The 21,305-nt window shown below is 73.0% G+C and carries 18 protein-coding genes; 9 read left to right on the top strand and 9 right to left on the bottom strand.

What is annotated here, in order from left to right; genetic code table 11:
* Window positions 1-76 precede the first annotated feature (76 nt).
* Entirely contained in the window at window positions 77-664 is a 588-nt protein-coding gene (locus ACZ466_RS13225; protein WP_378287619.1) for a hypothetical protein, read from the top strand.
* Here the strand turns inward: ACZ466_RS13225 and ACZ466_RS13220 are convergent.
* The 3 genes from ACZ466_RS13220 to ACZ466_RS13210 are packed head-to-tail and all read right to left on the bottom strand — an operon-like array spanning window position 656 to window position 5,701.
* Window positions 656-3,646: a right-handed parallel beta-helix repeat-containing protein gene (locus ACZ466_RS13220; protein WP_464043558.1), complete on the bottom strand. Its 2,991-nt coding sequence runs from the start codon at window positions 3,644-3,646 to the stop codon at window positions 656-658. The two genes, ACZ466_RS13225 and ACZ466_RS13220, sit on opposite strands and share 9 nt — an antisense overlap.
* Window positions 3,647-3,695: 49 nt before the next feature.
* On the bottom strand, window positions 3,696-5,048 hold the full coding sequence (locus tag ACZ466_RS13215) for a sensor histidine kinase (protein WP_378286359.1): 1,353 nt from the start codon (window positions 5,046-5,048) through the stop codon (window positions 3,696-3,698).
* Window positions 5,045-5,701, bottom strand: a complete 657-nt coding sequence (locus tag ACZ466_RS13210) for a response regulator transcription factor (RefSeq protein ID WP_378286358.1) — start codon at window positions 5,699-5,701, stop codon at window positions 5,045-5,047. The genes ACZ466_RS13215 and ACZ466_RS13210 overlap by 4 nt, the downstream gene beginning before the upstream one ends.
* Window positions 5,702-5,907: 206 nt before the next feature.
* Between ACZ466_RS13210 and ACZ466_RS13205 the strand changes: the two genes are divergently transcribed.
* From ACZ466_RS13205 to ACZ466_RS13190, 4 genes are read left to right on the top strand one after another with little or no spacing between them, the layout of a single operon-like run.
* Window positions 5,908-6,456 carry a hypothetical protein gene (locus tag ACZ466_RS13205; protein WP_378286357.1) on the top strand — a complete coding sequence of 183 codons (549 nt, stop codon included), beginning with the start codon at window positions 5,908-5,910 and terminating at the stop codon, window positions 6,454-6,456.
* The gene (locus ACZ466_RS13200) at window positions 6,453-7,592 is read left to right on the top strand and encodes an efflux RND transporter periplasmic adaptor subunit (RefSeq protein WP_378286356.1); all 1,140 of its coding nucleotides are present in this window, start codon (window positions 6,453-6,455) and stop codon (window positions 7,590-7,592) included. Before ACZ466_RS13205 ends, ACZ466_RS13200 begins: the two co-directional genes overlap by 4 nt.
* Window positions 7,593-7,623: 31 nt before the next feature.
* Window positions 7,624-8,319, top strand: a complete 696-nt coding sequence (locus ACZ466_RS13195) for an ABC transporter ATP-binding protein (protein ID WP_378286355.1) — start codon at window positions 7,624-7,626, stop codon at window positions 8,317-8,319.
* Window positions 8,319-9,542, top strand: coding sequence for an ABC transporter permease (locus ACZ466_RS13190; protein WP_378286354.1), 1,224 nt, complete (start codon window positions 8,319-8,321; stop codon window positions 9,540-9,542). The genes ACZ466_RS13195 and ACZ466_RS13190 overlap by 1 nt, the downstream gene beginning before the upstream one ends.
* Window positions 9,543-9,626: 84 nt before the next feature.
* On the opposite strand, the gene ACZ466_RS13185 is transcribed toward ACZ466_RS13190, so the two are convergent.
* The 3 genes from ACZ466_RS13185 to ACZ466_RS13175 form a co-directional block, all read right to left on the bottom strand.
* Window positions 9,627-11,273: an amidase gene (locus ACZ466_RS13185; protein ID WP_378286353.1), complete on the bottom strand. Its 1,647-nt coding sequence runs from the start codon at window positions 11,271-11,273 to the stop codon at window positions 9,627-9,629.
* Window positions 11,266-11,523, bottom strand: a complete 258-nt coding sequence (locus ACZ466_RS13180; RefSeq protein WP_378286352.1) for a hypothetical protein — start codon at window positions 11,521-11,523, stop codon at window positions 11,266-11,268. The genes ACZ466_RS13185 and ACZ466_RS13180 overlap by 8 nt, the downstream gene beginning before the upstream one ends.
* Window positions 11,524-11,749: 226 nt before the next feature.
* Window positions 11,750-13,114, bottom strand: coding sequence for an MFS transporter (locus ACZ466_RS13175; protein ID WP_378286351.1), 1,365 nt, complete (start codon window positions 13,112-13,114; stop codon window positions 11,750-11,752).
* 218 nt (window positions 13,115-13,332) lie between these two features.
* On the opposite strand from ACZ466_RS13175, the gene ACZ466_RS13170 reads away from it, so the two are divergent.
* Together ACZ466_RS13170 and ACZ466_RS13165 are read left to right on the top strand one after the other, a co-directional pair.
* Complete coding sequence (locus ACZ466_RS13170; RefSeq protein ID WP_378286350.1) at window positions 13,333-13,983, top strand: HemK2/MTQ2 family protein methyltransferase; 651 nt, start codon at window positions 13,333-13,335, stop codon at window positions 13,981-13,983.
* A complete protein-coding gene (locus tag ACZ466_RS13165; protein WP_378286349.1) occupies window positions 13,973-14,185 on the top strand; it encodes a CDGSH iron-sulfur domain-containing protein in 213 nt (70 codons plus the stop codon). The genes ACZ466_RS13170 and ACZ466_RS13165 overlap by 11 nt, the downstream gene beginning before the upstream one ends.
* On the opposite strand, the gene ACZ466_RS13160 is transcribed toward ACZ466_RS13165, so the two are convergent.
* The gene (locus ACZ466_RS13160) at window positions 14,182-15,240 is read right to left on the bottom strand and encodes an iron-containing redox enzyme family protein (protein WP_378286348.1); all 1,059 of its coding nucleotides are present in this window, start codon (window positions 15,238-15,240) and stop codon (window positions 14,182-14,184) included. The genes ACZ466_RS13165 and ACZ466_RS13160 overlap by 4 nt on opposite strands.
* Entirely contained in the window at window positions 15,237-16,379 is a 1,143-nt protein-coding gene (locus tag ACZ466_RS13155) for a carboxylate-amine ligase (RefSeq protein ID WP_464043550.1), read from the bottom strand. Before ACZ466_RS13155 ends, ACZ466_RS13160 begins: the two co-directional genes overlap by 4 nt.
* A 186-nt stretch (window positions 16,380-16,565) precedes the next feature.
* Here ACZ466_RS13155 and ACZ466_RS13150 point away from each other — a divergent pair, with 186 nt between their 5' ends.
* Window positions 16,566-18,077 carry an FAD-dependent oxidoreductase gene (locus ACZ466_RS13150; protein ID WP_378286346.1) on the top strand — a complete coding sequence of 504 codons (1,512 nt, stop codon included), beginning with the start codon at window positions 16,566-16,568 and terminating at the stop codon, window positions 18,075-18,077.
* A gap of 95 nt (window positions 18,078-18,172) precedes the next feature.
* Complete coding sequence (locus tag ACZ466_RS13145) at window positions 18,173-20,395, top strand: hypothetical protein (RefSeq protein WP_378286345.1); 2,223 nt, start codon at window positions 18,173-18,175, stop codon at window positions 20,393-20,395.
* A gap of 4 nt (window positions 20,396-20,399) precedes the next feature.
* On the opposite strand, the gene ACZ466_RS13140 is transcribed toward ACZ466_RS13145, so the two are convergent.
* The gene (locus tag ACZ466_RS13140; protein WP_464043547.1) at window positions 20,400-21,281 is read right to left on the bottom strand and encodes an alpha/beta hydrolase; all 882 of its coding nucleotides are present in this window, start codon (window positions 21,279-21,281) and stop codon (window positions 20,400-20,402) included.
* Between the last annotated feature and the right edge of the window lie 24 nt (window positions 21,282-21,305).

Here is a 21,305-nt window from a genome sequence, read left to right as displayed (position 1 = left end):
CGAGGAGGATGCGTGGATCGGTCCACCCGTGCTGCCCTGTGGGGCGGACTGCGGACGGCGAAAGGGAGCGGTGGACGTGGGCGGGCTGGCAGAGGTCGAGGCGAAGCTGGAATTGGTCAGGCGGGTCGAGGCCGAGCACCGTTTCGGAGTCGTCATCGGAGAGCCGCGAGAACTGGAGCCCATTCCCGGGATTCCCGAGGGCGTCATCGAGGTCTTCAGCCTTTTCGACCGGTTGCGCGGTGACGGCTTCGTCTTCCGGCGGCCGGCCGAGATCGAGAGCCCGGAGGCGTGGGAGGCGAGGGATGTCAATCCCCACTGCCCGCTGGGAAGTCCGCTGGTCATCGGGTCCGAACTCGGCGGGCCCGACAAGGTCGAGGCCGCGCCCGTGAACCTGGACCTCGACGACGGGAGCGTGTACTACTGCGACCCCGACGAGTACGTCTTCGCCTACAAGAACGTCGAGGTGGAGGAGGTCGAGATCGAGGAGTTCGCGCCCGGCATCGTGACGTTCTTCGACGAGTTCGTGCTGGGCGAGCGCTATCCGCGGCTCGTCGAGGTCGTGCTGGGGAGCGCCCCCGTCACGCGCCGCGACCGGAAGGGACGCCCCCGGGACGCGTGGATGCGCCTCCTCCTGCAGAGCGGACTGGTCCCGGCGTCAGAGTGAGGGGACGTCCTCGGGCAGGATGAGCCGCAGGTCGTCGAGCGTGACCTCCGCGCCGCCGCGTTCGAGGCGGGCGATGCGGCGGGCGTGCGCGGTCTTCAGGGCCTCGAAGAGCTTGCGGATCTCCCGGCCGTTGCCCTGCGCGTACACCTCGGCGGCGGCGCCGAGATGGGCGCGGACGGCCCCGGCCGTCTCCTCCGCCAGTACGAACCCGGACGTCTCGGTCTGCGCCGCCAGGATCGCCAGCAGCTCGTCCGGGCCGTAGGCGGGGAAGGTGATGGTGGCCGAGAAGCGGGAGGCGAGCCCGGGGTTGGCGGCGAGGAACCCGGCCATCTCCCCGGTGTAGCCCGCCGCGATGACGATCACCTCGTCGCGGTGGTCCTCCATCAGCTTGACCAGCGTGTCGATCGCCTCCTGCCCGAAGTCGTGGCCGGTGTTCGACGGGCGGGCCAGGGTGTAGGCCTCGTCGATGAACAGGACGCCGCCGCGGGCCCGTTCGAAGACCTGCGCGGTCTGGACGGCGGTGTGCCCCACGTACCGGCCCACCAGATCGGCCCGCGCGGCCTCCACCACCTGGCCGCGGGCCAGCACGCCCAGCGCCGCCAGCAGCTCCCCGTACAGGCGTGCGACGGTGGTCTTGCCGGTGCCGGGCGGTCCGGAGAAGACCAGGTGGCCGGGCATCGGGTCGGCGGGCAGCCCGGCCTTCTCGCGGCGGCGGGTCGCCTCGATGACGGCGAGCAGGTCGTGGATGCGCTCCTTGACCTCGGCCAGGCCGACCATCGCCTCCAGCCGCTCCATGATCGACTGGAGCTGGCCGGGGTCGCGGGCGTCGCCGTAGCGGACGCCGAGCCCGCGGTCCACGACCCCGTCGAGGTCCTCGGCGAGCAGCAGCGACAGGTCGGCGGCCGAGGGGTCGTCCAGGTCGGCCAGCCGGAGCGCCTGCTGTTCGAGGGCGGCCTCGAAGATGCGGCGGGCCTCGCGGCCGTTGCCGAAGCCCTCGCCGCGGCGGACGTTCTGGAAGTGCCGCTGGACGGCCTCCTCGGCGGCCGGGTCGAGCCGGAACCCGTACTGGTCGGCCAGGCCGCGGACGATCGCGGCGAGCTCGGCGGGCCCGTGGTCCTCGAACTGGATCGTGCGGGAGATCCGCGACCGCAGCCCGGGGTTGGCGTCGAGGAACTCCCGCATCTCCGCCGCGTACCCGGCGAAGACGACCACGACCTCGTCGCGGTGGTCCTCCATCAGCTTGACCAGCGCGTCGATGGCCTCCTGCCCGAAGTCCGTGCCCGACCCGAAGCGGCGGGACAGGGTGTAGGCCTCGTCGATGAACAGGACGCCGCCGCGCGCCTTCCGGAAGACGGCGGTGGTCTTCTGCGTCGTCTCGCCGAGCGCCTTGCCGACCAGGTCGGCGCGGGACACCTCGGTGAAGCGGCCGTCCGGGACGGCGCCGAGCGCCGCCAGCAGCCGCCCGTACAGGCGTGCGATGGTGGTCTTGCCGGTGCCGGGGGCGCCGGACAGGACCAGGTGGCGGCCGATCGCCGGGCCGGCCGGCAGCCCGGCCGCGCGCCGCCGCTCGACCACCCGCAGGAACTTCACCAGCTTCCCGATCTCGTCCTTGACCTCCTGGAGGCCGACCAGGGAGTCGAGCTCGGCCAGGATCGTCTCGACGCTGTCCGGTCCGCCGGGAGCCGCCTGCTCCTGGACGGGCCGCTCCGGCGGCGCGGGCGGGGCCGGGGCGGGCGCGGGCGGCTCGGGCGCCTCCGCGGCGGCGGGCCCGGCCGCCGGCGCGGGCTCCGGGGCGCCCTTGCCCTTGATCTCGATGTCGAGCATGTCGTCGGAGGCGTTGTCGTGTGACGAGGTGCCCTCGACGTGCACCCGCGACCCCTGCGAGGTCACCAGTCCCGGGCCGTCGTTGCCGGTGAGGGCGCAGTCGAGCAGGAGCAGTTCGGTGTCCGGGTCGGCGAGGACCCCGGCGCCGTTGCCGGTGACCCGGGTGCCGCGCAGTATCAGCTTGCCCCCGGTCGAGACCGCCGCGCCGTTGTCGCACGAGGTCAGCGCGCCGCGCTCGAACGTGCCGGTGCCGCCGCCCAGCACGATGAGCCCGTACCGCAGCGCCTCGACGACCTCGCAGTCGGTGAACTGGCCGCTGGCGCGCTGGTCGACGGCGACGCCGTTGTCGCGGGCGCCGCGGACCACGGCCCCGGTCGCGGTCAGCTTCGACGACCCGACGGTGGCGATGCCGACCAGCCCGGAGCGCTCCACCTCCAGCCGCTCGACCACGGCCTCCGAGCTGTCGCGGACGGTCACGCCGTTCTGCCCGGTGCGGCGGACCGCGCCGCCGCGGATCGCGGCGGACGAGCGGTGCTGCACCAGGATCCCGCCGGCCTTGGCGTCCTCGACCGTGCAGTCCTCGATCAGCGGGGCCGAGCCGGAGTTCACCCAGACGCCGTGCTCCCCGGCGTCCCGGACCCGCACCCGGCGCAGCGTCACCCGGCTGCCGCCGTGCAGCGCCACGCCGCACTGCGCGGGCCCGACCACCTCGGTGTCCTCGACCATCCCCTCCGAGTCGGAGTAGACGATCCCGCCGTCGCGGACGGTGCAGCCGCGCATGAACAGCTTCGCCCCGTTCCACGCGCTGATCGTCTTGTTCGAGGCGCTGATGAACTCCGACCGTTCCGCCCGGCAGGTGCCGCCCGCGACCCGCAGCGCCGAGCCGGACTCGTGCCAGTTGCGCAGCGTCAGGCCCTGCAGCGTCACGTCCCCCTCGACCTGCAGGTCGTGCTCGCCGGCGCCGTCGATGACGACCGTCCCGGGGCCCTGCGCGGCGGTGATGATGGCGGTGCCCCAGTACTTGCACGCCTCCATCCGGTACTGGCCGGGTTCTATGACGATGTGCCGTCCGAGGCCCTGCGGGAGGGGTGTCTCGAACGCCTCCAGGATCGTCCGGAAGGCTCTCGGGGCGGTCGGGGACACCACCAGGCGGCGCACAAGGGCCTCCTTCGGATCGGCTGCATCGCCCCTGTATTATCCGGCGCGATCAGACGACCCGTGACGGCGGCCGCGGGGAAGACCGCGACGGGGGCTCCGGTTCCGGCTCGAACGCGTAGTTCTCCGGGCACGCGGGCAGCGTCACCGTCACCGCCAGGCCGCCCTCCTCGCGGGGACGCGCGGTGACGTCGCCGCCGTGCGCGCGCGCCACCGACCGGACGATCGACAGCCCCAGCCCGGCCCCCTTCGCGGTGATCACCCGGTCCGGGCCGAGCCGCCGGAACGGCTCGAACAACGCGGGGACCTCGTACGGCGCCACCCGCGGCCCCGAGTTGGTCACCACCAGTTCGATGAGCTCCCCGCCCGGGCGGGTGCGGCTGGCGACACGGACCCAGCCGCCCTCCCCGGTGTTGTGCCGGATGCCGTTCTCCACCAGGTTCTGCACGAGCCGTTCCAGCAGCATCGCGTCACCGGAGGTGGGCGCCTCGCCGGGCTCGTCGTGGACGGTGATCCCGGCCCGGCCCGCCTCCATCGCGGTCTGCGCGGCGACATGGCCGACGATGTCGGCGAGGTCGACCGGCGCCGGGTCGGTGACCTCGCGTTCGGAGCCGGCGAGCAGCAGCAGCCCGGTGATGAGCCGCTCGTGCCGCAGGTTGATGTCCAGCAGGTTCTGCCCGAGCTGCCGGACGTCGGGGGACGCCGAGGGGCGGTGCATCGCCATCTCGACCAGGGCGCGGCCCACGGTGAGCGGGGTGCGCAGTTCGTGCGAGGCGTTGGCGACGAAGCGGCGCTGGCCGTCGAAGGAGCGGTCGAGCCGTTCGAGCATCGTGTCGAAGGTGTCGGCGAGCTCCTTGACCTCGTCGTGCGGGCCGTCCAGCGCGATCCGCTCGTGCAGGCCCTTGTCGGCGGCGGGCGCCCCGGCGATCCGGCGGGCGGTGTCGGTGACGCGGTGCAGCGGCGCCAGCATCTGCCCGGCGATCAGCCAGCCGAGCCCGGCGGCGACCCCGCCGACGACGGCGAGCGCGATGGCGCCCTGGGTGATCAGAGAGGTGGTGGCGGCCTCGCGCAGCTCCCGCTGCTGGCCGAGCATCCACCGCTCGGCCTCGGGGCCGGTGAGGACCTTGCCGTCCTGGGTGAGGGCGAAGGTGCGGTTCTGCAGCTCGGCTCCCGGCCCGGCCGTGGCGCTCGAACCGGCGGGGGCGGACGGGGACGCGGACGCGGCGGCGGGCGGCGGCCCGATGCGGGCGAGGACCTTCGTGTGCTGCCTGCCGATCTGCTGGCTGAACAGCGCGTAGGTGACGCCGAGCAGCACCACGCCCGCGAGCAGGAACAGGACGGCGTAGGTCAGGGTCAGCCGGGCGCGCAGCGGCATCCGGCGGGGGAGAAGCGTCCTGGTCTTCATGGGATGCGGTACCCCACTCCGGTCACGGTCTCGACGACCGGCGGGTCGCCGAGCTTGCGGCGCAGCTTCAGGATGGTGAGCCGGACGGCCCCGGTGAACGGGTCGGCGTGCTCGTCCCACGCCTTCTCCAGGAGGCGTTCCGCCGAGACCACGGCCCCCTCGGCGAGCAGCAGCTCGTTCAGGACGGCGAACTGCTGCTTGGGCAGCGGGACGTAGCGGCCGTCCCGGAACACCTCGCGCCGGGCCGGGTCCAGCGTGATGCCGGCGCGGCGCAGCACCGGCGGCGCGGCCGGGCGGCTGCGCCGGCCCAGCGCCAGCACGCGGGCGGCCAGCTCGGGGAACGCGAACGGCTTGGTGAGGTAGTCGTCGGCGCCCAGGCCGAGCCCGTCGACCCGGTCGGTGACCTCGGCGGCGGCGGTGAGCATCAGCACGCGCGCGTCCGGGCCGTCCGCGGTGATCCACCGGCAGACCTCGTCGCCGTGCACCACGGGCAGGTCCCGGTCGAGGACGACCACGTCGTAGTCGTTGACGGCCAGGCGCTCCAGCCCGGCGCCGCCGTCGTAGGCGACGTCGACCGCGTGCGCCTCGTTCCGCAGCCATTCGGCGATCGCGTCGGCGAGCAACGGCTCGTCCTCCACCACCAGCACTCGCATCGGCCCGGCCTCCCTTTCCGTCCCGGAACGGCTCCCGGCGGAATGATCCCTGATCGCGTGTTTCCTTTCCGTTAGTGATCGCGCGGGACGCGCCGGGATTCTGCGGCGGCTCGCGGACGGAAACACCGGGGAAACGGGCGCCCGAGTTGCATCGCTTCCCGTCGGCCGGAACAGGTCCGGTCCGTACGAGGAGAGAAGAGAACGCGATGCGACTGCGTACGCGGAGCGCGCTGGCGGCGTTGCCGCTGGTGCTGGCCCTTTCCCTGGCCGGCTGCGGCGGCGAGGAGAAGCAGAGCGGGATCCCCCAGGGCGGCAACGGCGGGGCGGGCGGCGGCAACACCGCCGGGGCGAAGCTGAGCCCCGACGAGATGGGCGTGAAGTTCGCCGAGTGCATGCGCAAGAACGGCGTGGACATGGAGGACCCCAAGCCCGGCCAGGGCATCCAGTTCAGGGTGAACCCGGAGAACAAGGACAAGATGGAGAAGGCGCAGGAGGCGTGCCGCCAGTTCAACCCGATGGCGCAGAGCGACGGCAAGCCCGATCCTGAGGCCGACGAGCGCGGGCGCAAGTTCGCCGAGTGCATGCGCAAGAACGGCGTGGAGTCGTTCCCCGACCCCAAACCGGGCCAGCGCGGCATCCGCATCACGGGTGAGACCGGCAAGGACCCGGACATGGACGCGGCGATGGAGAAGTGCCGCAAGGAGTTCGGCCCGATGGGCCCCGGCGGCGGCCCCGGCGGCGGAGCCCAGCAGTGACCGGTGAGGCCACGGTGGAGGACAGGATCGAGCAGCCGGCGCCGGAGGAGCGCCGCCCCCGCCGCAAGCGGCGCTCGCGCCGCCGGATGGCCCTCGCGGTCGCGGCGGTCGTCGCGGCGGGCGGCGTGGCCGCCGTCGCCACGCTGGGCCTCGGCGGCGGTTCGGGCGGCGGCGCGCCCACCACGAACCTGCCGCCGAACACCGCCCAGGTGACCAAGCAGACGCTCAAGGACACCCAGGACGCCGACGGCGAACTCGGCTACGGGCCGGCCAGCAACGCCACCAGCCGGCTCTCGGGCACCGTCACCGCCGTGCCCGACAGCGGCGCCACCGTCACCCGGGGCCACTCGCTCTACCAGGTGGACGACCGGCCGGTGACGCTGATGTACGGCTCCAAGCCCGCGTACCGCCCGATGCGGGAGGGCACCGAGGGCGAGGACGTCGAGCAGCTGGAGAAGAACCTCAGCGCCCTCGGCTACGACGGGTTCACGGTGGACGACGAGTACACCTCCGGCACCGCCGCCGCCGTCATGGAGTGGCAGGACGACCGCGGCCTGGAGGAGACCGGCACCGTCGAGCTGGGCCGGGTGGTGTTCGCACCGGGCGCGGTGCGGATCGACAGCGTCGAGGCGGGGGAGGGCGACCCGACCGCGCCCGGCAAGAAGATCCTCACCTACACCGGCACCGACAAGGCCGTGACGGTGCGGCTGGACACCTCTGACCAGCGGCTGGCGAAGAAGGGCGCCGAGGTCGAGATCACGCTGCCCGGCGACGACACCGTCAAGGGGAGGATCGACGAGGTCTCCACCGTGATCGAGCCGGGCTCGCAGGGCGAGGACCCCACCACCAAGGTCGAGGTGGTGGTGTGGCTGACCGACGGCGAGGCCCGGGAGGCCGCCAAGAACCTGTCGCTGGCCTCGGTGAGCGTGGCGTTCACCGCCGAGACCCGCCGGGACGTGCTGACCGTTCCGGTGACCGCGCTGCTGGCGATGCAGGAGGGCGGCTTCGGCGTGGAGGTGGTCAAGGGCGGCGCGACCTCCTACGTCCCGGTCACCACCGGCCTGTTCGCCGCGGGCAAGGTGGAGATCAAGGGGACCGGCATCGCCGAGGGGACGGTCGTGGGGGTGCCGAAGTGAGCCTGGGGACCGTGGCCGCGGAGGTGCCGTCGTGATCTCCCTCCGGAACGTGACGAAGGTGTACTCGGGCGGCGTCACCGCCCTCGGCGGGGTGTCGCTGGACATCGCCGCCGGGGAACTGGTGGCGATCGTGGGCCCGTCCGGGTCCGGGAAGTCGACGATGCTGAACGTGCTGGGCACGCTGGACCGTCCGACCGAGGGCGAGGTCCGCATCGACGGTCACGACGCCGGGACGCTGTCGGACGCCAAGCTGTCGGCGCTGCGCGCGAGCCGGATCGGGTTCGTCTTCCAGCACTTCCACCTGGCCGCCGGGACCGCGGCGGTGGAGAACGTCGCCGACGGGCTCCTCTACACCGGCCTGCGCTCGGGGGAGCGGGTCCGCCGCGCCGAGGCCGCGCTCAGGCGGGTGGGGCTCGGGCACCGGATGGACCACGAGCCGCACGAGCTGTCGGGCGGCGAGAAGCAGCGCGTGGCGATCGCGCGGGCGGTGGCCGGGGAGCCGCCGCTGCTGCTGGCCGACGAGCCGACCGGGGCGCTGGACTCGGCGTCCGGCGCCGGGGTGATGGAGTTGCTGCGCGAACTGCACGCGGCCGGCACCACCGTGGTGATCATCACCCATGACCGGGAGATCGCCGCGGCGCTGCCCCGGCAGGTGTCGATGCGCGACGGGATGATCGTCGACGACGTCCGCACCGCCATCGGAACCGCAGTGGCGGGGGTGGGCTGATGGCCGCCGTCGCACGGGCGCCGGGGGATGGCCTGCGGCCGGCCCGGATGTGGCCGCGGGACGTGCTCAAGGTCGGCGCGGTGGGCCTGCGGACGCGGCCGATGCGGGCGTTCCTGTCCGCGCTGGGCATCGCCATCGGGATCGCCGCGATGGTGGCCGTGGTCGGGATCTCCTCGTCCTCGCGCGCCGAGCTGGACCGGACGCTGGCCGCGCTGGGCACCAACCTGCTCACCGTGTCGCCCGGCAGCACGATGACGGGGGAGGAGGCGCAGCTTCCGCACGAGGCCGAGGCGATGGTGGGGCGGATCGCGCCGGTGCACACGGTGTCGGCGGTCGGCCTGGTCGACGACGCCAAGGTGTACCGCAGCGACAAGATCCCCGAGACCGAGACCGGCGGGCTGTCGGCCTACGCCGTCCGCACCGGCCTGCGCGAGGCCGTGGGCGCCGAGCTGGCGAGCGGGAGCTGGCTGAACGAGGCGACCGGGTCGTTCCCCGCCACGGTGCTGGGCTCCCGGGCCGCCGAGCGGCTCGGGATCGGCCACGCCGGGCCCGGCACGCAGGTCTACATCGGCGGCCGCTGGTTCACCGTGATCGGCATCCTGAAGCCGGCCGCGCTGGCGCCGGAGCTGGACAGCGGCGCGCTGGTCGGCTGGCCGGCGGCGGAGCAGGAGCTGTCGTTCGACGGGCATCCGACGACGATCTACACGCGGTCGGACGAGGCGAACGTCGAGGCGGTCCGGGATGTGCTGGGCGCCACCGCCAACCCGGAGTCGCCGAACGAGGTCGAGGTGTCGCGCCCGTCGGACGCGCTGGCCGCCAAGCAGGCGGCGGGCGAGGCGTTCACCGGGCTGCTGCTCGGGCTGGGCGCGGTCGCGCTGCTGGTCGGCGGGGTCGGGGTGGCCAACACGATGGTGATCTCGGTGCTGGAGCGGCGCTCGGAGATCGGCCTGCGCCGGTCGCTGGGCGCGACCCGCGGGCAGATCCGCACCCAGTTCCTGGCCGAGTCGCTGCTGCTGTCGGCGCTGGGCGGTGCGGGGGGCGCGTTCATCGGGACGGTCGTCACCTTCGTCTACGCCTTCTCGCAGGACTGGCCGACGGTCGTCCCGCTGTGGGCGGTGTTCGGCGGCATCGGGGCGACGCTGCTGATCGGCGCGCTGGCCGGGCTCTACCCGGCGATCCGCGCCTCCCGCCTGTCGCCCACGGAGGCGCTGGCCGCACAGTAAGGCCGCGCAGTAAGAGAAGGGCCACCGGCCGGGGACGCCCACGTCCCCCACAAGTGGGGCGTCCCCGGCCGGTCTCGTCCGTGCTCAGAGCAGTCCGGCGGCCACCACCTCGTCGGCCGTCACGCGCGGACGCTCCTGGCGGGCCAGCGGCCGGGCCGCGGACGGCTCGGGCGGGCGGCGCGTGTGCCAGGACGTCGAAGCCTGGTAGGTGGCCGCCAGCCCCAGCAGCCGCTGCTCGCCGTACGGCAGCCCGCCGACCAGCGCGCCGATCGGCACCTCCAGCCCGGCGGCGTTGCGGTCGAAGCCGATCGGGAAGCCGATCAGCGGGCAGCCGACCAGGTCGAACGGGGTGACCGAGGTCTGCACCACCAGGTCGACGCCCTTGAACAGCTCGAACAGGATCTTCTCCAGCAGCAGCATCCGCAGCCGCAGCCAGGACACGTAGTCGTGGCCGGGCACGAACAGCGACCGCAGCCAGCTGTTCAGCGACACCCCGAACTGCCGGACGTCGCCGCGCAGGTACTCCATGAACGTCTCGCAGCGCTCGGCGGCGCTGGCGGTGGTGATGGCGGAGCCGGTGAGGAAGTCCCACTCGGCGGGCAGCTTCACCTGGACGATCCGGACCCCGGCGTCGGCGAGGGTGTCGAGCATCGCGGCGCGGGCCTTGGCGGTCGCGGACGTCCCGTCGGCGTAGCCGGGCAGCACGCCCAGCCTGATCGGGAACGGCGGCCGCACCCGGCCGCCGCCCGAGCGCGGCACCCGCGTCGCCGCCACGTAGTCGGGGACCTTGGGCAGCCCGCCGGTCCGCGGGTCGTGCGGGTCGCCGCCGGCCAGCGCCTGGAGCATGATCGCGGCGTCCACGGCGTCCCGGGCGATCGGGCCGGTGTGGTCGCGGGTGTAGGTCAGCGGGATGACCCCGTACACGCTGCACCGGCCGAGCGTGGGCTTGAGGCCGGTCATGTTCTGCGCGTTGGCCGGGTTGGTGATGGAGCCGCCGGTCTGGGTGCCGATCGAGGAGGTGACGAGCCGTCCCGCGACGGCGGTGGCCGAGCCGGTGGACGACCCGCCCGGGTTGGTGCGCGGGTCGCCGGGCGTCCAGGCGTTGACGGAGGTGACGACGCCGTACGGGTCGGTGGCGCGGGTGGTGGCCAGCGGCCCCATCTGCGTCTTGCCGAGCACGATGCCGCCGCTCGCCTTCAGCCGCGCGACGCAGGTGGCGTCGTAGTCGGGCACGAAGTCCTTGAAGATGAGCGAGTTCGCGGTCGTCTTGACGCCGTCGGTGTAGTAGTTGTCCTTGATGCCCAGCGGGATGCCGTGCAGGGCGTTCCGCGAGGACTTCCGTGCCAGCTCCCGCGCGCGCTTGCGGGCGGCGTCGGCGAGCACCGTGTTGAAGGCCTGGTAGGTCGGTTCGTGCTTCTCGATGCGTTCCAGGTAGGCGTCCACCAGGTCGACCGGGCTGAGCTTGCGGGCCCGGATCAGCGCGGCGGCCTGCGCGACGGTGAGTTCGGTGAGGTCGCCGCCGACCTTGGCGTCCTCGGTGCCGGGCAGCGGGCCGGTGAGCGGGCCCGGGTGCGGTTCGGCGGCCGTGGCGGGGGTCGCGGTGGCGAGAACGGCGCCGCCGGTCGCGGCGGCGGCGGTGATCGAGCCCATGTACGCCAGGAAGCGCCGCCGCGCGGGGCCCTCGTCGGCCAGTTCGACCGGGCGCTGCGCGGCCTCCAGGGGCTCACTCACCGCTGAACCCCGTCCACTCCGAGTGCGGCGCCGGGTAGAGGATCGGCGCGTACCGCTGCGCGTCCAGCCGGTACGCGGTGACCGGCGCGACGTCGGCGAGCGCGGAGCGGCACGCGGCCAGCGCCCGCGCCCGGTCGGCGGGGGCCGACGGGTCGTTCTCCGGCAGCACCGACAGATCGATTCCGATCATCCGCAGCCGGGTGGTGATGAAGGTGTCGATCTCTGCTTCCGTCGGCGGTGTGGGCGCCACGGGACCTCCCGGGTTCACAGGTCGGATCACCGCGGATCAGGAGGATCCCGGTGCCGGATCAAGGTCGCCCCGGCCCGTGAAGGGCGCGTTTCGCCGCGAACAAATCTGTGTTTCGGCCGTTCCGCATGTACGCGTCGTCGCTGGTCGGAGCCGCAGCGTGAGCCGCGGACACCCGTTGCGAGGCCCGGCCCGGCGGCGCGACGAGCACCACCGGGCCGGGCGGTGTTCAGGCGGGGACGGGAGCCGGCTCGTCCGGGCGGCCGCACTTGTCGATCGGGACCCGCGCCGTCTCCTTCAGCAGCAGGATCGGCCCCAGCGCGATCACGCCCGCCAGGATCAGGTAGTAGGCGGGGATGTAGTTGGTGCCGGTGGTCTTGATCAGCTTCTCGATCACCAGCGCGGCCGTGCCGCCGAAGATCGAGGTGGAGATGTTGTAGCCGATCGCGAACGCGCCGTACCGCACCTGGGTGGGGAACATCGCCGGGAACGTCGAGCCGATGACCGCCAGCATCAGCACCAGCAGCCCGCCCATCAGCGCGAACCCGCCGGCCACCGCGAACGCCCCCTTGGTCTGCATCAGCGCGATCGCCGGCCAGCTCACCACGATGAACCCGATCGCCGACGTCAGCAGCAGCGGCTTGCGGCCGACCCGGTCCGACAGGGCGCCCAGCGGGACGATCACGGCGATCATCGCCAGCTCCACGCCGATGGTGATGAGCGACGCCTCGGTGTCGCCGATGTCGAGGTTCTGCGACAGGTACGACGGCATGAACGTCAGCAGCGTGTAGTGGCCGACGTTCAGGAGGACGACGATCCCGATCAGGTTGAGGATCATCCGCCAGTTGTGCAGGAGGGTGTCCTTCAGCGGGGAGCGGGACGTCTCGCCCGCCTGCTCCATCCGCTGGAACTCGGGGGTGTCCTCCAGGCGGGAGCGGATGTAGAGCCCGATCAGGCCGAGCGGCAGCGCGATCAGGAACGGGATCCGCCAGCCCCAGGAGTGCAGGGCCTCGTCGCTGAGCATCAGGTCGACGCCCAGCACCAGGGCGGCGCCGAGGACGTAGCCCGACAGGGTGCCCAGTTCGAGGAAGCTGCCGAAGAAGCCGCGCCGCTTGGTGGGCGCGTACTCGGCGATGACGGTGGCGGCGCCGCCGTACTCGCCGCCGGTGGAGAAGCCCTGCACGAGCCGTACCGCCAGCAGCAGCAGCGGCGCGGCGATGCCGATGGTGTCGTAGCTGGGGAGCACGCCGATGAGGAAGGTCGAGCCCGACATCAGCATGATGGTGATGGCCAGCACGGTCTTGCGGCCCAGCCGGTCGCCGAGCGGGCCGAAGAACATGCCGCCGAACGGGCGGGCCACGAACGCGGCGGCGATGAGCGCGAACGAGCGCAGCGCCGCCGAGCCGCCGTCGTCGGGCGGGAAGAACACCGTCCCGACGATGGCGGTCATCACACCGGCGCTGAACACGCCGAAGTCGAACCACTCGATGCAGTTGCCGATGGCCGAGGCGGTGACGGCCTTGCGCACCGTCGCCTTGTCGGGTCCTTCCCCTACTTCTTCGTCCAGGTCCGGCACGGTCTGCTCGGAAGTCATATGCCGTCGATGCCTCCATATAGACGTCAGCAGGCGGGCGACCTTACCGAAGGAAGGGGTCAGAAGAAAACAAAGTCTCCGTCCTCCGGTAAACCGATCGCCCGCCTCAGGCGTCTACCCCTTTTTTGGTGAAGCGTGCCTAAAAGGCTGTGACCTCGGGCGACTCCCATCCCGCGCATGTCAGGTTTCATCCGGTTTTGTGGCGGTACGGGAAGCGCATGATGGTCCTGAGGCCACCGGGGGTGTATCCGCCTCAAGGGGACACCGCGCTGCTGTGCGAGGTGGCGCGCCGTACCGACGCGCTGCTCGGGGCCCGCGTACTGGACGTGGGCACCGGAACGGGCACGGTGGCGCTGGCCGCCGCCCGGTGCGGTGCGGCCCGGGTGACCGCGGTGGACGTGTCCGCGCGCGCCGTCCTGGCGGCACGGGCCAACGCGCTGGTGCGCGGGCTGCGGCTGAGGGTGCTGCGCGGCGATCTGTTCAGGCCCGTGGCCGGGGAGGTCTTCGACGTCATCCTGGCCAACCCGCCGTACGTCGCCGGGGGCAGGGGAGAGCTCGTTCCGCGTCACGGCACGGCGCGGGCCTGGGACGGGGGCCCGGACGGGCGGCTGCTCCTGGACCGCATCTTCGCCCAGGCACCCGCCCATCTGGCGCCGGGCGGGACGCTGCTGGTCGTCCACTCGGCGCTCAGCGGGGTCGAGGCCAGCCTGCGCGCGCTGCGCCGGTCCGGGCTGCGTGCCGCGGTGGTGGCGCGGCGCTCCGAGGCGTTCGGCCCGGTGATGCTGTCCAGGGCCGAGGCCCTGGAGGCGCGCGGGGTGATCGGCGCCGGTCAGCGATCCGAGGAACTGGTGGTCATCCGTGCCGTCTGAACCCACCCGCGTCACGATGGTCCGGGGCGGGCCGGTCCTGGTGGAGGGGCCGGTCGAGATCGTCCTGGAGGACGGGTCCGTGGTGACCTCAGACCGCTTCCTCGTGGCCCTGTGCGCGTGCGGGCGCAGCGGACGCTACCCCTTCTGCGACACCAGCCACCGCGCCGCCCCCTGCGCCCAGGAAAGCCAGGACAAGGACTAGACGGCGGAAAGGGGACGCCGCAGCGAGGTGCGCGGGACGTCCGCCTGCCAGCAGTCCAGCAGGTGGTCCTCAAGGTGCTGCTCCAGGAGCCCCGTGGCCTGCACGCCCAGCACGACGTCGGCGGCCAGATGCGGATCGGTGGCGAGCAGATTTCCCACCACGTCCCGGCGGAGCACCTGCTCGTGGACGGCGTCGGCCTCGATGTGCTCGGTGAAGAACCGGGTCCCGCGCTCGCCGACCCCGAAGTGCCGCAGCACCCGGGCGAACCGCCGGGCGCTGGGCGCGGTGGTGATCTCCGCGGCGGCGAAGTGGCCGACCAGCGCGCCGCGCAGCGAACGGTGCAGCCCGAACAGCGACATCATGTTGGTGATCGCGAGCATGGGCGCGGTGACCACGTCCGCATAGGCGCCGTAGGCGGGGTCGAGCCCGGCCTCCTCCATCAGGTCGGCGAACAGCCGCGAGTGCATGCGCTCGGCCCGTCCGCCGCCGAACTCGTCGAACTCCACCGCGACCAGCGCCGCCTTGGCCCGCCCGCGCAGCCGCGGCAGCACCCAGGCGTGCGGATCGGCCTCCTTGAGGTGGTAGATCGAGCGGTGGACGAGGTACTCGCGCAGCTGCCACCACTCGCCCGACCGCCGCAGCTGGCGGGGCACCGCACCGGCGTCGGCCGGTTCGGTCAGCAGATCGTCGAGAACGGCGTCCACATCACCGCCGCCGGGCGTCCCGTCGCGGAGCGCGGTGACGAACGTGCGTTCCAGCCCCCCGCGGAGTTCGAGGAGCGAGGGGTCCCACTCCCACGCCGGGTCCACGTCCTCGAAACCCTGGTAGTGCAGTTCGTAGCAGACGTGCAGGGCGAGGTGCAGATCGTCGCCGAACGGGTCGGCGCCGCGGGCGGCGGCCAGCGGTCCGGTGAACGTCCAGCTCGGCGACGGGCTCCGCGCCAGCATGGTGACGATGGCCTCGGACACCTGGCCGCGCGGCTCCGGCAGTGCGGGCCCGGCCGCGGGTGGCGCGGCCGGATGCGGCGCGGTCTCCGAGACGGCGCTGTCGGTCATGAGCTCCGGCTTCCTTTCGTTTTCAATACTCGGTGAGCGCTCGCCGGCTCGGACGGCGCGGTGGTCTGCCGGGCGAGCAGGCCGACCGCCGCCCGGAGCCCTCCCGTCGCGGCCGCCTCACGCTGCCGCCGCGCGCCCGATCCCGTGCGCCGCAGCCGGGCCAGCAGCGCCTCCGCCGCCGCCAGGTCCCCGGCCTCTTCGAGGGACGGGGCGGCGCGGCGCATCAGCCCGCCGATCAGGACGTCCACCGGCACCCGCCGTTCCTCGAACGGATGCACCGCGGGCCCCTCCAGGCCGTACCGCGCCGCGCTCCACACCGCCGCCGCCGACACGCCGGGGTCGACCGGGGGAGCCTCGCGTCCGGCGTCCAGGTCGGCGAGCGCGGCGGCGACCAGCGCCCGCGTGAGCGCCGCCTGCAGCACGGCCTCCCCGGCGGTCACGACGGCGTCCGCCGCCCTGACCTCGACCGTCGGGTAGCGCGGCGAGAGGCGGGCGAGCCAGAACGACATCGCCGGATCGGCGATCACGCCGCAGTCCACCAGCCGGTCCACGCCGCGGTCGTAGTCGGCGGCGGAGGCGAAGAACGGCGGCACGCCCGACCCCGGGAACCGGGACTGCTCGACCATGCGCCAGCTCGCGTGGCCCGAGTCGCGGCCGTGGTCGTACGGCGAGTTGGCCGACAGCGCCAGCAGCGCGGGGAGCCAGGGCCGCAGGTGGGCCAGGACGGCCACCGCGGTGTCGCGGTCGGCCACGCCGGTGTGCACGTGGCATCCGCAGACCTGGTAGCCGGTTACGACGCCCGCGTACAGGGCGGCGATGGCGCGGTAGCGGTCGTCGCCCTCGGAGACGGGCGCCCGGCCCGCCAGGACCGGCGTCCCGGACGACAGCAGCAGCAGTCCCTCCCGGGTCGCCGCCGCGCTCAGCGCCGCGCGCGCTTCCTGGATCTGGCGGTGCAGGCCGTCGAGCGTCCGGCACACCCCCGTGGCGGCCTCGACCTGGGAGGCCAGGAGCTCGCGGTGGTACCGGCCGCCGGACGCGGGGAAGGGGTGGTCACCCGCCCTGAGCAGCAGCTTTTCCGCCCCCGCCACGGTCGCGCCCGACACGGGGTCGGCCAGCAGGAACTCCTCCTCGACGCCCACGCTGAGACATCCGGCCGCTTCTCCGGTCACCGCGCCCCTCTCGTTCACCCGGTCGAAGGGGCCTTACCCGCCCCGCACAGGTCATGCGTCAAAGCCGGACCAATCCGATCTATCGGGCCGATTCGGTGCCCTCCCCTCGGGTACAGCCGGGGCAAAGTTTCACAGAGCGCAACGAGGTGATGACCGGTGATCGAGGGAACCGCGCAGTCGTACTGGATGGCGTCGTCGGACCCGACCTCCTACCCCGCCCTGACCGGGTCCGCCGAGGTGGACGTCGCGGTCGTCGGCGGCGGCATCGCCGGGCTCAGCACCGCCTGGGAGCTGGCCCGCGCGGGCAGATCACCCGTGGTGCTGGAGGCGGACCGGATCGCGGCGGGCGTCACCGGCTTCACCACCGGACGGCTCTCGGCCGCCCATCCGTGGATCTACAAGCCGCTGCGCGACTCGCTCGGCCCGGACACCGCGTGCCTGTACGCCCGCTCGCAGCAGGAGGCCGTCGAACACGTCGAGCGCACCGCCCGCGACCTGGGCGTCGACTGCGACCTGGAGCGGCGGCCCTCCCACATCTACGTCGAGTCCCCCGACCGGGTCGACGAGCTCAAGGAGGAGGCCGAGGCGGTACGGGAGGCGGGCCTGCCCGCCTCGTTCGTCACCGACACCGACCTCCCTTACCCGGTCGCGGGGGCGCTGCGCGTCGAGCACCAGGTGCAGTTCCACCCGCGCCGCTACCTGCTCGCCCTCGCGGAGGACCTGGTCCGGCGCGGCGGGCGCGTCCACGAGCGGACCCGCGTCGTCGACCTCACCGAGGGAGCCGGGGACCGCCCGCACCGGCTCACCACCGCCGGGGGCGCCGTCGTCACCGCCCGCGAGGTCGTCATCGCCACCCTCTTCCCGATCGTCGAGCACGCGCTGATGTCCTTCCGCCTCACCCCGCTCCGCGAACTGGTCGTGGCCGCGCCCATCGACGAGGACGCCGACCCCGGCGCCATGTACATCACCCGCCAGGAGAACACCCGCTCGGTCCGGACCGCCCCGTACGGGGACGGGCGGCGGCTGCTCCTCATCACCGGCGAGTCGTTCGCCCCCGGCGACGGCGACCTCGCCCGGCACCACCGCGACCTGGTCGCCTGGGCCCGCGAGCACTTCAAGATCGGCGAGATCGCGTACTGGTGGTCGGCGCAGGACCTCGACACCGCCGACACCGTCCCCTACGTCGGCCGGATCTCCGACCGCGTGCACGTCGCGACCGGCTTCGCCCGCTCCGGCATGAGCCACGGCGTCATGTCGGGACGGCTGCTGGCCGGGCTCATCACCGGTAACGAGCCCGAGTGGGCGCACCTGTACGACCCGCGCCGCGCCCGCCCCCACCGCGAGGCCGGGTCCGTCCTGGGCACGGGCATGACGAACATGCGGCGCTTCGTCGAGGACCGGGTCCGCTCCCGCGCCGGGACCCTGGACGACATCCGGCCCGGAACGGGCGCCGTCATCCGGCACCGCGGGCGGCACTGCGCCGCGTACCGGGACGAGGAAGGCGAACCGCACGTCGTCTCGGCGCGCTGCACGCACCTGGCCTGCCTGGTCGCCTTCAACGACGTCGAGCGCGTGTGGGAGTGCCCGTGCCACGGCTCCCGCTTCGGGGTGGACGGCACCGTCCTGCAGGGCCCCGCAACCACGAGCCTGGAACCGGTCGACCCCTGAAAGCAGTGGGCAGGCGGTGAACGTCGCGGACGGTGGGACTCGTGGAGGCACGCGCCTCCACGAGACCTCGCCGGCTCCCCGAAGGATTGCGCGACGTGGAAGAAACGAGAACCGCCGAGGAGACGGGCGGCGAACCCGACCGGCTCCCCAGGGTCGAAGCCGCCACCCTCGACGCGATGATCAAGCTGATCGCGCGGCTGCTCCGCGGGAACCCGATCACGCTCGCGCCGGCTACTTTGATCACGGCCGCGCTCACCGTGCCGGGCTTCATGATCATCCTGCTGAACCTGGACGGCCAGGCGATCATCGTCAACGGGGAGTTGCGCCCCGCCGACCCGAAACGGGCCACGCTCATCACGGGCTTCGTGGTCTCGGCCGTCCTCCTGGCGGCCCACCTGGTCACGGTGGCGACGGTCGCGGTCATGGCGGCGGGCGCCCTTCTGGAGCGTCGCGTGCGCCCTGGACAGGCCCTGCGGTACGCGCTGCGCCGATCCGGCCCGTTCCTGGTGCTCCTGCCCGTGACCGGCGGCGCCGTGCTCGCCGTGGGCGCGGTCATGGCCTGCACACCCATCGCCACGCGAACGTGGCTGTTCGTCTCGCTGGTGCTCGCGCTCCTCGCGCTGGCCACAAGCTGGCTCCTGCTCACCGTGCCCGTCGTGGTGCTGGAGCACGCGGGGCCGTTCCGGGCACTGTCCCGCCTGTGGAAGCTCACGAAGGCCCGCCGGACCTCCGCCATCTGGAGCACACTGCTCATCGGCATCCTGTTCCCGGTACTGCTGGGAATGGCCGTGCGCTGGCTGGTCGCGCAACCGTTCTCCGGCGTCGCGCAGACCGCGGCGGAGGCAGTGGTGACGACCGTCATGGGCGTGTTCACGGTGCTCGTCCAAGGAGCGACCGTCGCCGCGGTGACACTGAACCAGCTGGTACCGCGCCAGCACGAGAACCTTCACTCAATGGGCTTGTGGGATCGGCCTCCCCATCCCATGAAGCCGGCCGAGGTGGCCGCCCGGCTTCCGTCACCCGTGTCAGCAAGGGGGCGGGCAAGGTGGGCGATCGCCCTCGCCGTGGTCACGTCACTGGTGGCGCCGGGACTGCTGTACGGCGGATACCTCCAGGCCAACCCCCTGAGCCTGCCGTCCATCACCGACCGGCCCGTGAGGGCCGGAGAGTCCCACAACGAGCTCCTGCTCCTGGACGGGCGAAGCCCGGCGATAATCACCGAGGCGCGCGACGATTCGGATGAACCCGAGTGGTACAACGTCCAGGCGTGCGCCGACACGGAATGCCGCAGAAGCTCCTCTTACAGATTTCCCTATCGGGGAAGGGAGGATGTACTGCGTTCAGTGCCGCTCCCGGACGGATCCATGGCCATTGCATGGTCCCACGGGCGCGAAATCCGGCTCATGCAGTGCACGGCCGAGGGCTGTCCAAACGGCCGAAACGTCGAGTCGTACCCGGTCATCGCGGAAACCGACTTCCCGTGGATCGGCTACTCTGGGGACAACTCCTGGGACATCGCCCCCTCCGGCCGGGGAATCGTGGCCGCCGCCCTGTCCGCGGCCCCGAGGGGCGGCAAGGACGATGCCGATGAGGAACGCGACCTCCGGCGTCTCACCATGCAGATCGTCCAATGCGCCGACATGCGGTGCGCGAGACCCCGCACGCTGGCGACCGTCCCCTTCGAGGCATCGGAATGGACGGACCAGCCTCGGGTCACGATCGCGACGGGCGCCGGAGACCGTCCGGTCGTGGTGTTCGAGAACTCCTTCGGCAACGATGTCGCCATCATCACCTGCGATGACGCGGCATGCCGCAATCCGACGACACGAAGGTACAAGCCGGTCCGGAGCTTCGGCTTCGCCAGGGCAGGTGTCCACCGGCTCGCCGTCCCTGTGGACGATCGTCCGGTGCTCGCCTATCGGGACCGGGAGTACGGAGAGCTTCGCCTGCTGCGGTGCCGCACCCCCGACTGCGCGGGGATCGACCAGGTCACCCTCGCCGAGCCCGACGGCTGGAGCTCGTACTTGTCTCCGGATCTGGCCGTGGGACCGGGCGGGCTGCCCTGGATCGCCACCTTCGACACCACCCGGCGCAAAATCGCTCTGCACGCCTGCGAGGTGGCCGACTGCACTCGCCGGACCACCGTCCCCCTCCTCGCCGACGTCGACCCCGTAGGAACACTCCAGTTGGCGATGACCCGGGACGGGCGACCGCAGGTGCTCTGGTCGTACGAGGACCAGGGCGAAGAGCAGGGCTCCGCCGACGATGTTTCCGTGAACCGCCTGCTCACCTGCCGCGACCCCCGCTGTGGTACGTGAAGCGTCAGGCGAGGTGCCGCCCCAGGAAGGCGAGCTGGGCCGGGAGCCGGGACTTCCAGAACGCGCCGTCGTGGCAGCCCCGGCCCATCCCGCCCTCAGGACGCAGCCGCGCCCTGAGCTTGCGCACCATCGGCGCGAACGCGTCGCCGTCCCCGCAGTCGATCCGCACCGGGACGCCCCGGAGCCGGTCCAGCCGCCGGAACACGTCGTGCCGCGCGAAGTCGTCGGCGTCGTCGAACGCGAGCCGGTTGGTGGACCGGGCGTCCTCGTACGACGCGAAGACCGCGGGCGACGAACCGACCACCGCCGCCACGCGCGGCAGCCCCACCGTCTGCCCGAGCACCAGCGCCCCGTACCCGCCCATCGACCACCCGATAGCCCCGAACCGGTCGATCCGCGCGCCCTGCCGTCCGAGCCAGGGGAGCAGCTCTTCCACGACCATCGCCAGGGGATCCTCGCCCCTGCGCGGATGCCAGTAGGAGTCGGCGCCGCCGTCCACCGCCACCAGCGCGAACGGCCGCACACCCCGCGCCACCGCGCCGGTCAGGTACCGGTCGAGCGCCAGCCCCGACACCGCTGAGGGCCCGGTGCCGCCGTTCCCGTGCAGCGCGACCGCCACCCGCAGCCCCCGCACCGACCGCACGCCCGCAGGAAGGACGACCGCCACCGCGACGTCCCGTCCCCGATGCCGCGACCGCAACGTGTGAGAGCGCACCACCCCCGGCACTGGCGGCGCCACGGGCATGTCGCCGCACCGCCCCGTCATCCGATAGAGCCGGACCCGGCCCGGCAGGACGTCCCGCTCGACCAGCGCGGCCCCGCCCCCGGCCACCGCCAGGCCGCCCAGCGCGACCACCCCACCCCCGATGAAGGCCCGCCGCGACACCACAGCATTCCCTCCCCACCAACG

The sequence above is a fragment of the Actinomadura rugatobispora genome (genome assembly GCF_055379765.1).
Note: the sequence above shows the minus strand (reverse complement) of the source record. Positions and strands in the feature narration are given on the sequence as shown.

What these genes read in the sequence shown, in the direction of transcription:
- ACZ466_RS13215 (WP_378286359.1), bottom strand. Translation starts at nt 5,048, where the DNA reads ATGAAGACCAGGACGCTTCTCCCCCGCCGGATGCCGCTGCGCGCCCGG.
- ACZ466_RS13210 (WP_378286358.1), bottom strand. Translation starts at nt 5,701, where the DNA reads ATGCGAGTGCTGGTGGTGGAGGACGAGCCGTTGCTCGCCGACGCGATC.
- ACZ466_RS13205 (WP_378286357.1), top strand. Translation starts at nt 5,908, where the DNA reads ATGCGACTGCGTACGCGGAGCGCGCTGGCGGCGTTGCCGCTGGTGCTG.
- ACZ466_RS13190 (WP_378286354.1), top strand. Translation starts at nt 8,319, where the DNA reads ATGGCCGCCGTCGCACGGGCGCCGGGGGATGGCCTGCGGCCGGCCCGG.
- ACZ466_RS13175 (WP_378286351.1), bottom strand. Translation starts at nt 13,114, where the DNA reads ATGACTTCCGAGCAGACCGTGCCGGACCTGGACGAAGAAGTAGGGGAA.
- ACZ466_RS13170 (WP_378286350.1), top strand. Translation starts at nt 13,333, where the DNA reads ATGATGGTCCTGAGGCCACCGGGGGTGTATCCGCCTCAAGGGGACACC.
- ACZ466_RS13160 (WP_378286348.1), bottom strand. Translation starts at nt 15,240, where the DNA reads ATGACCGACAGCGCCGTCTCGGAGACCGCGCCGCATCCGGCCGCGCCA.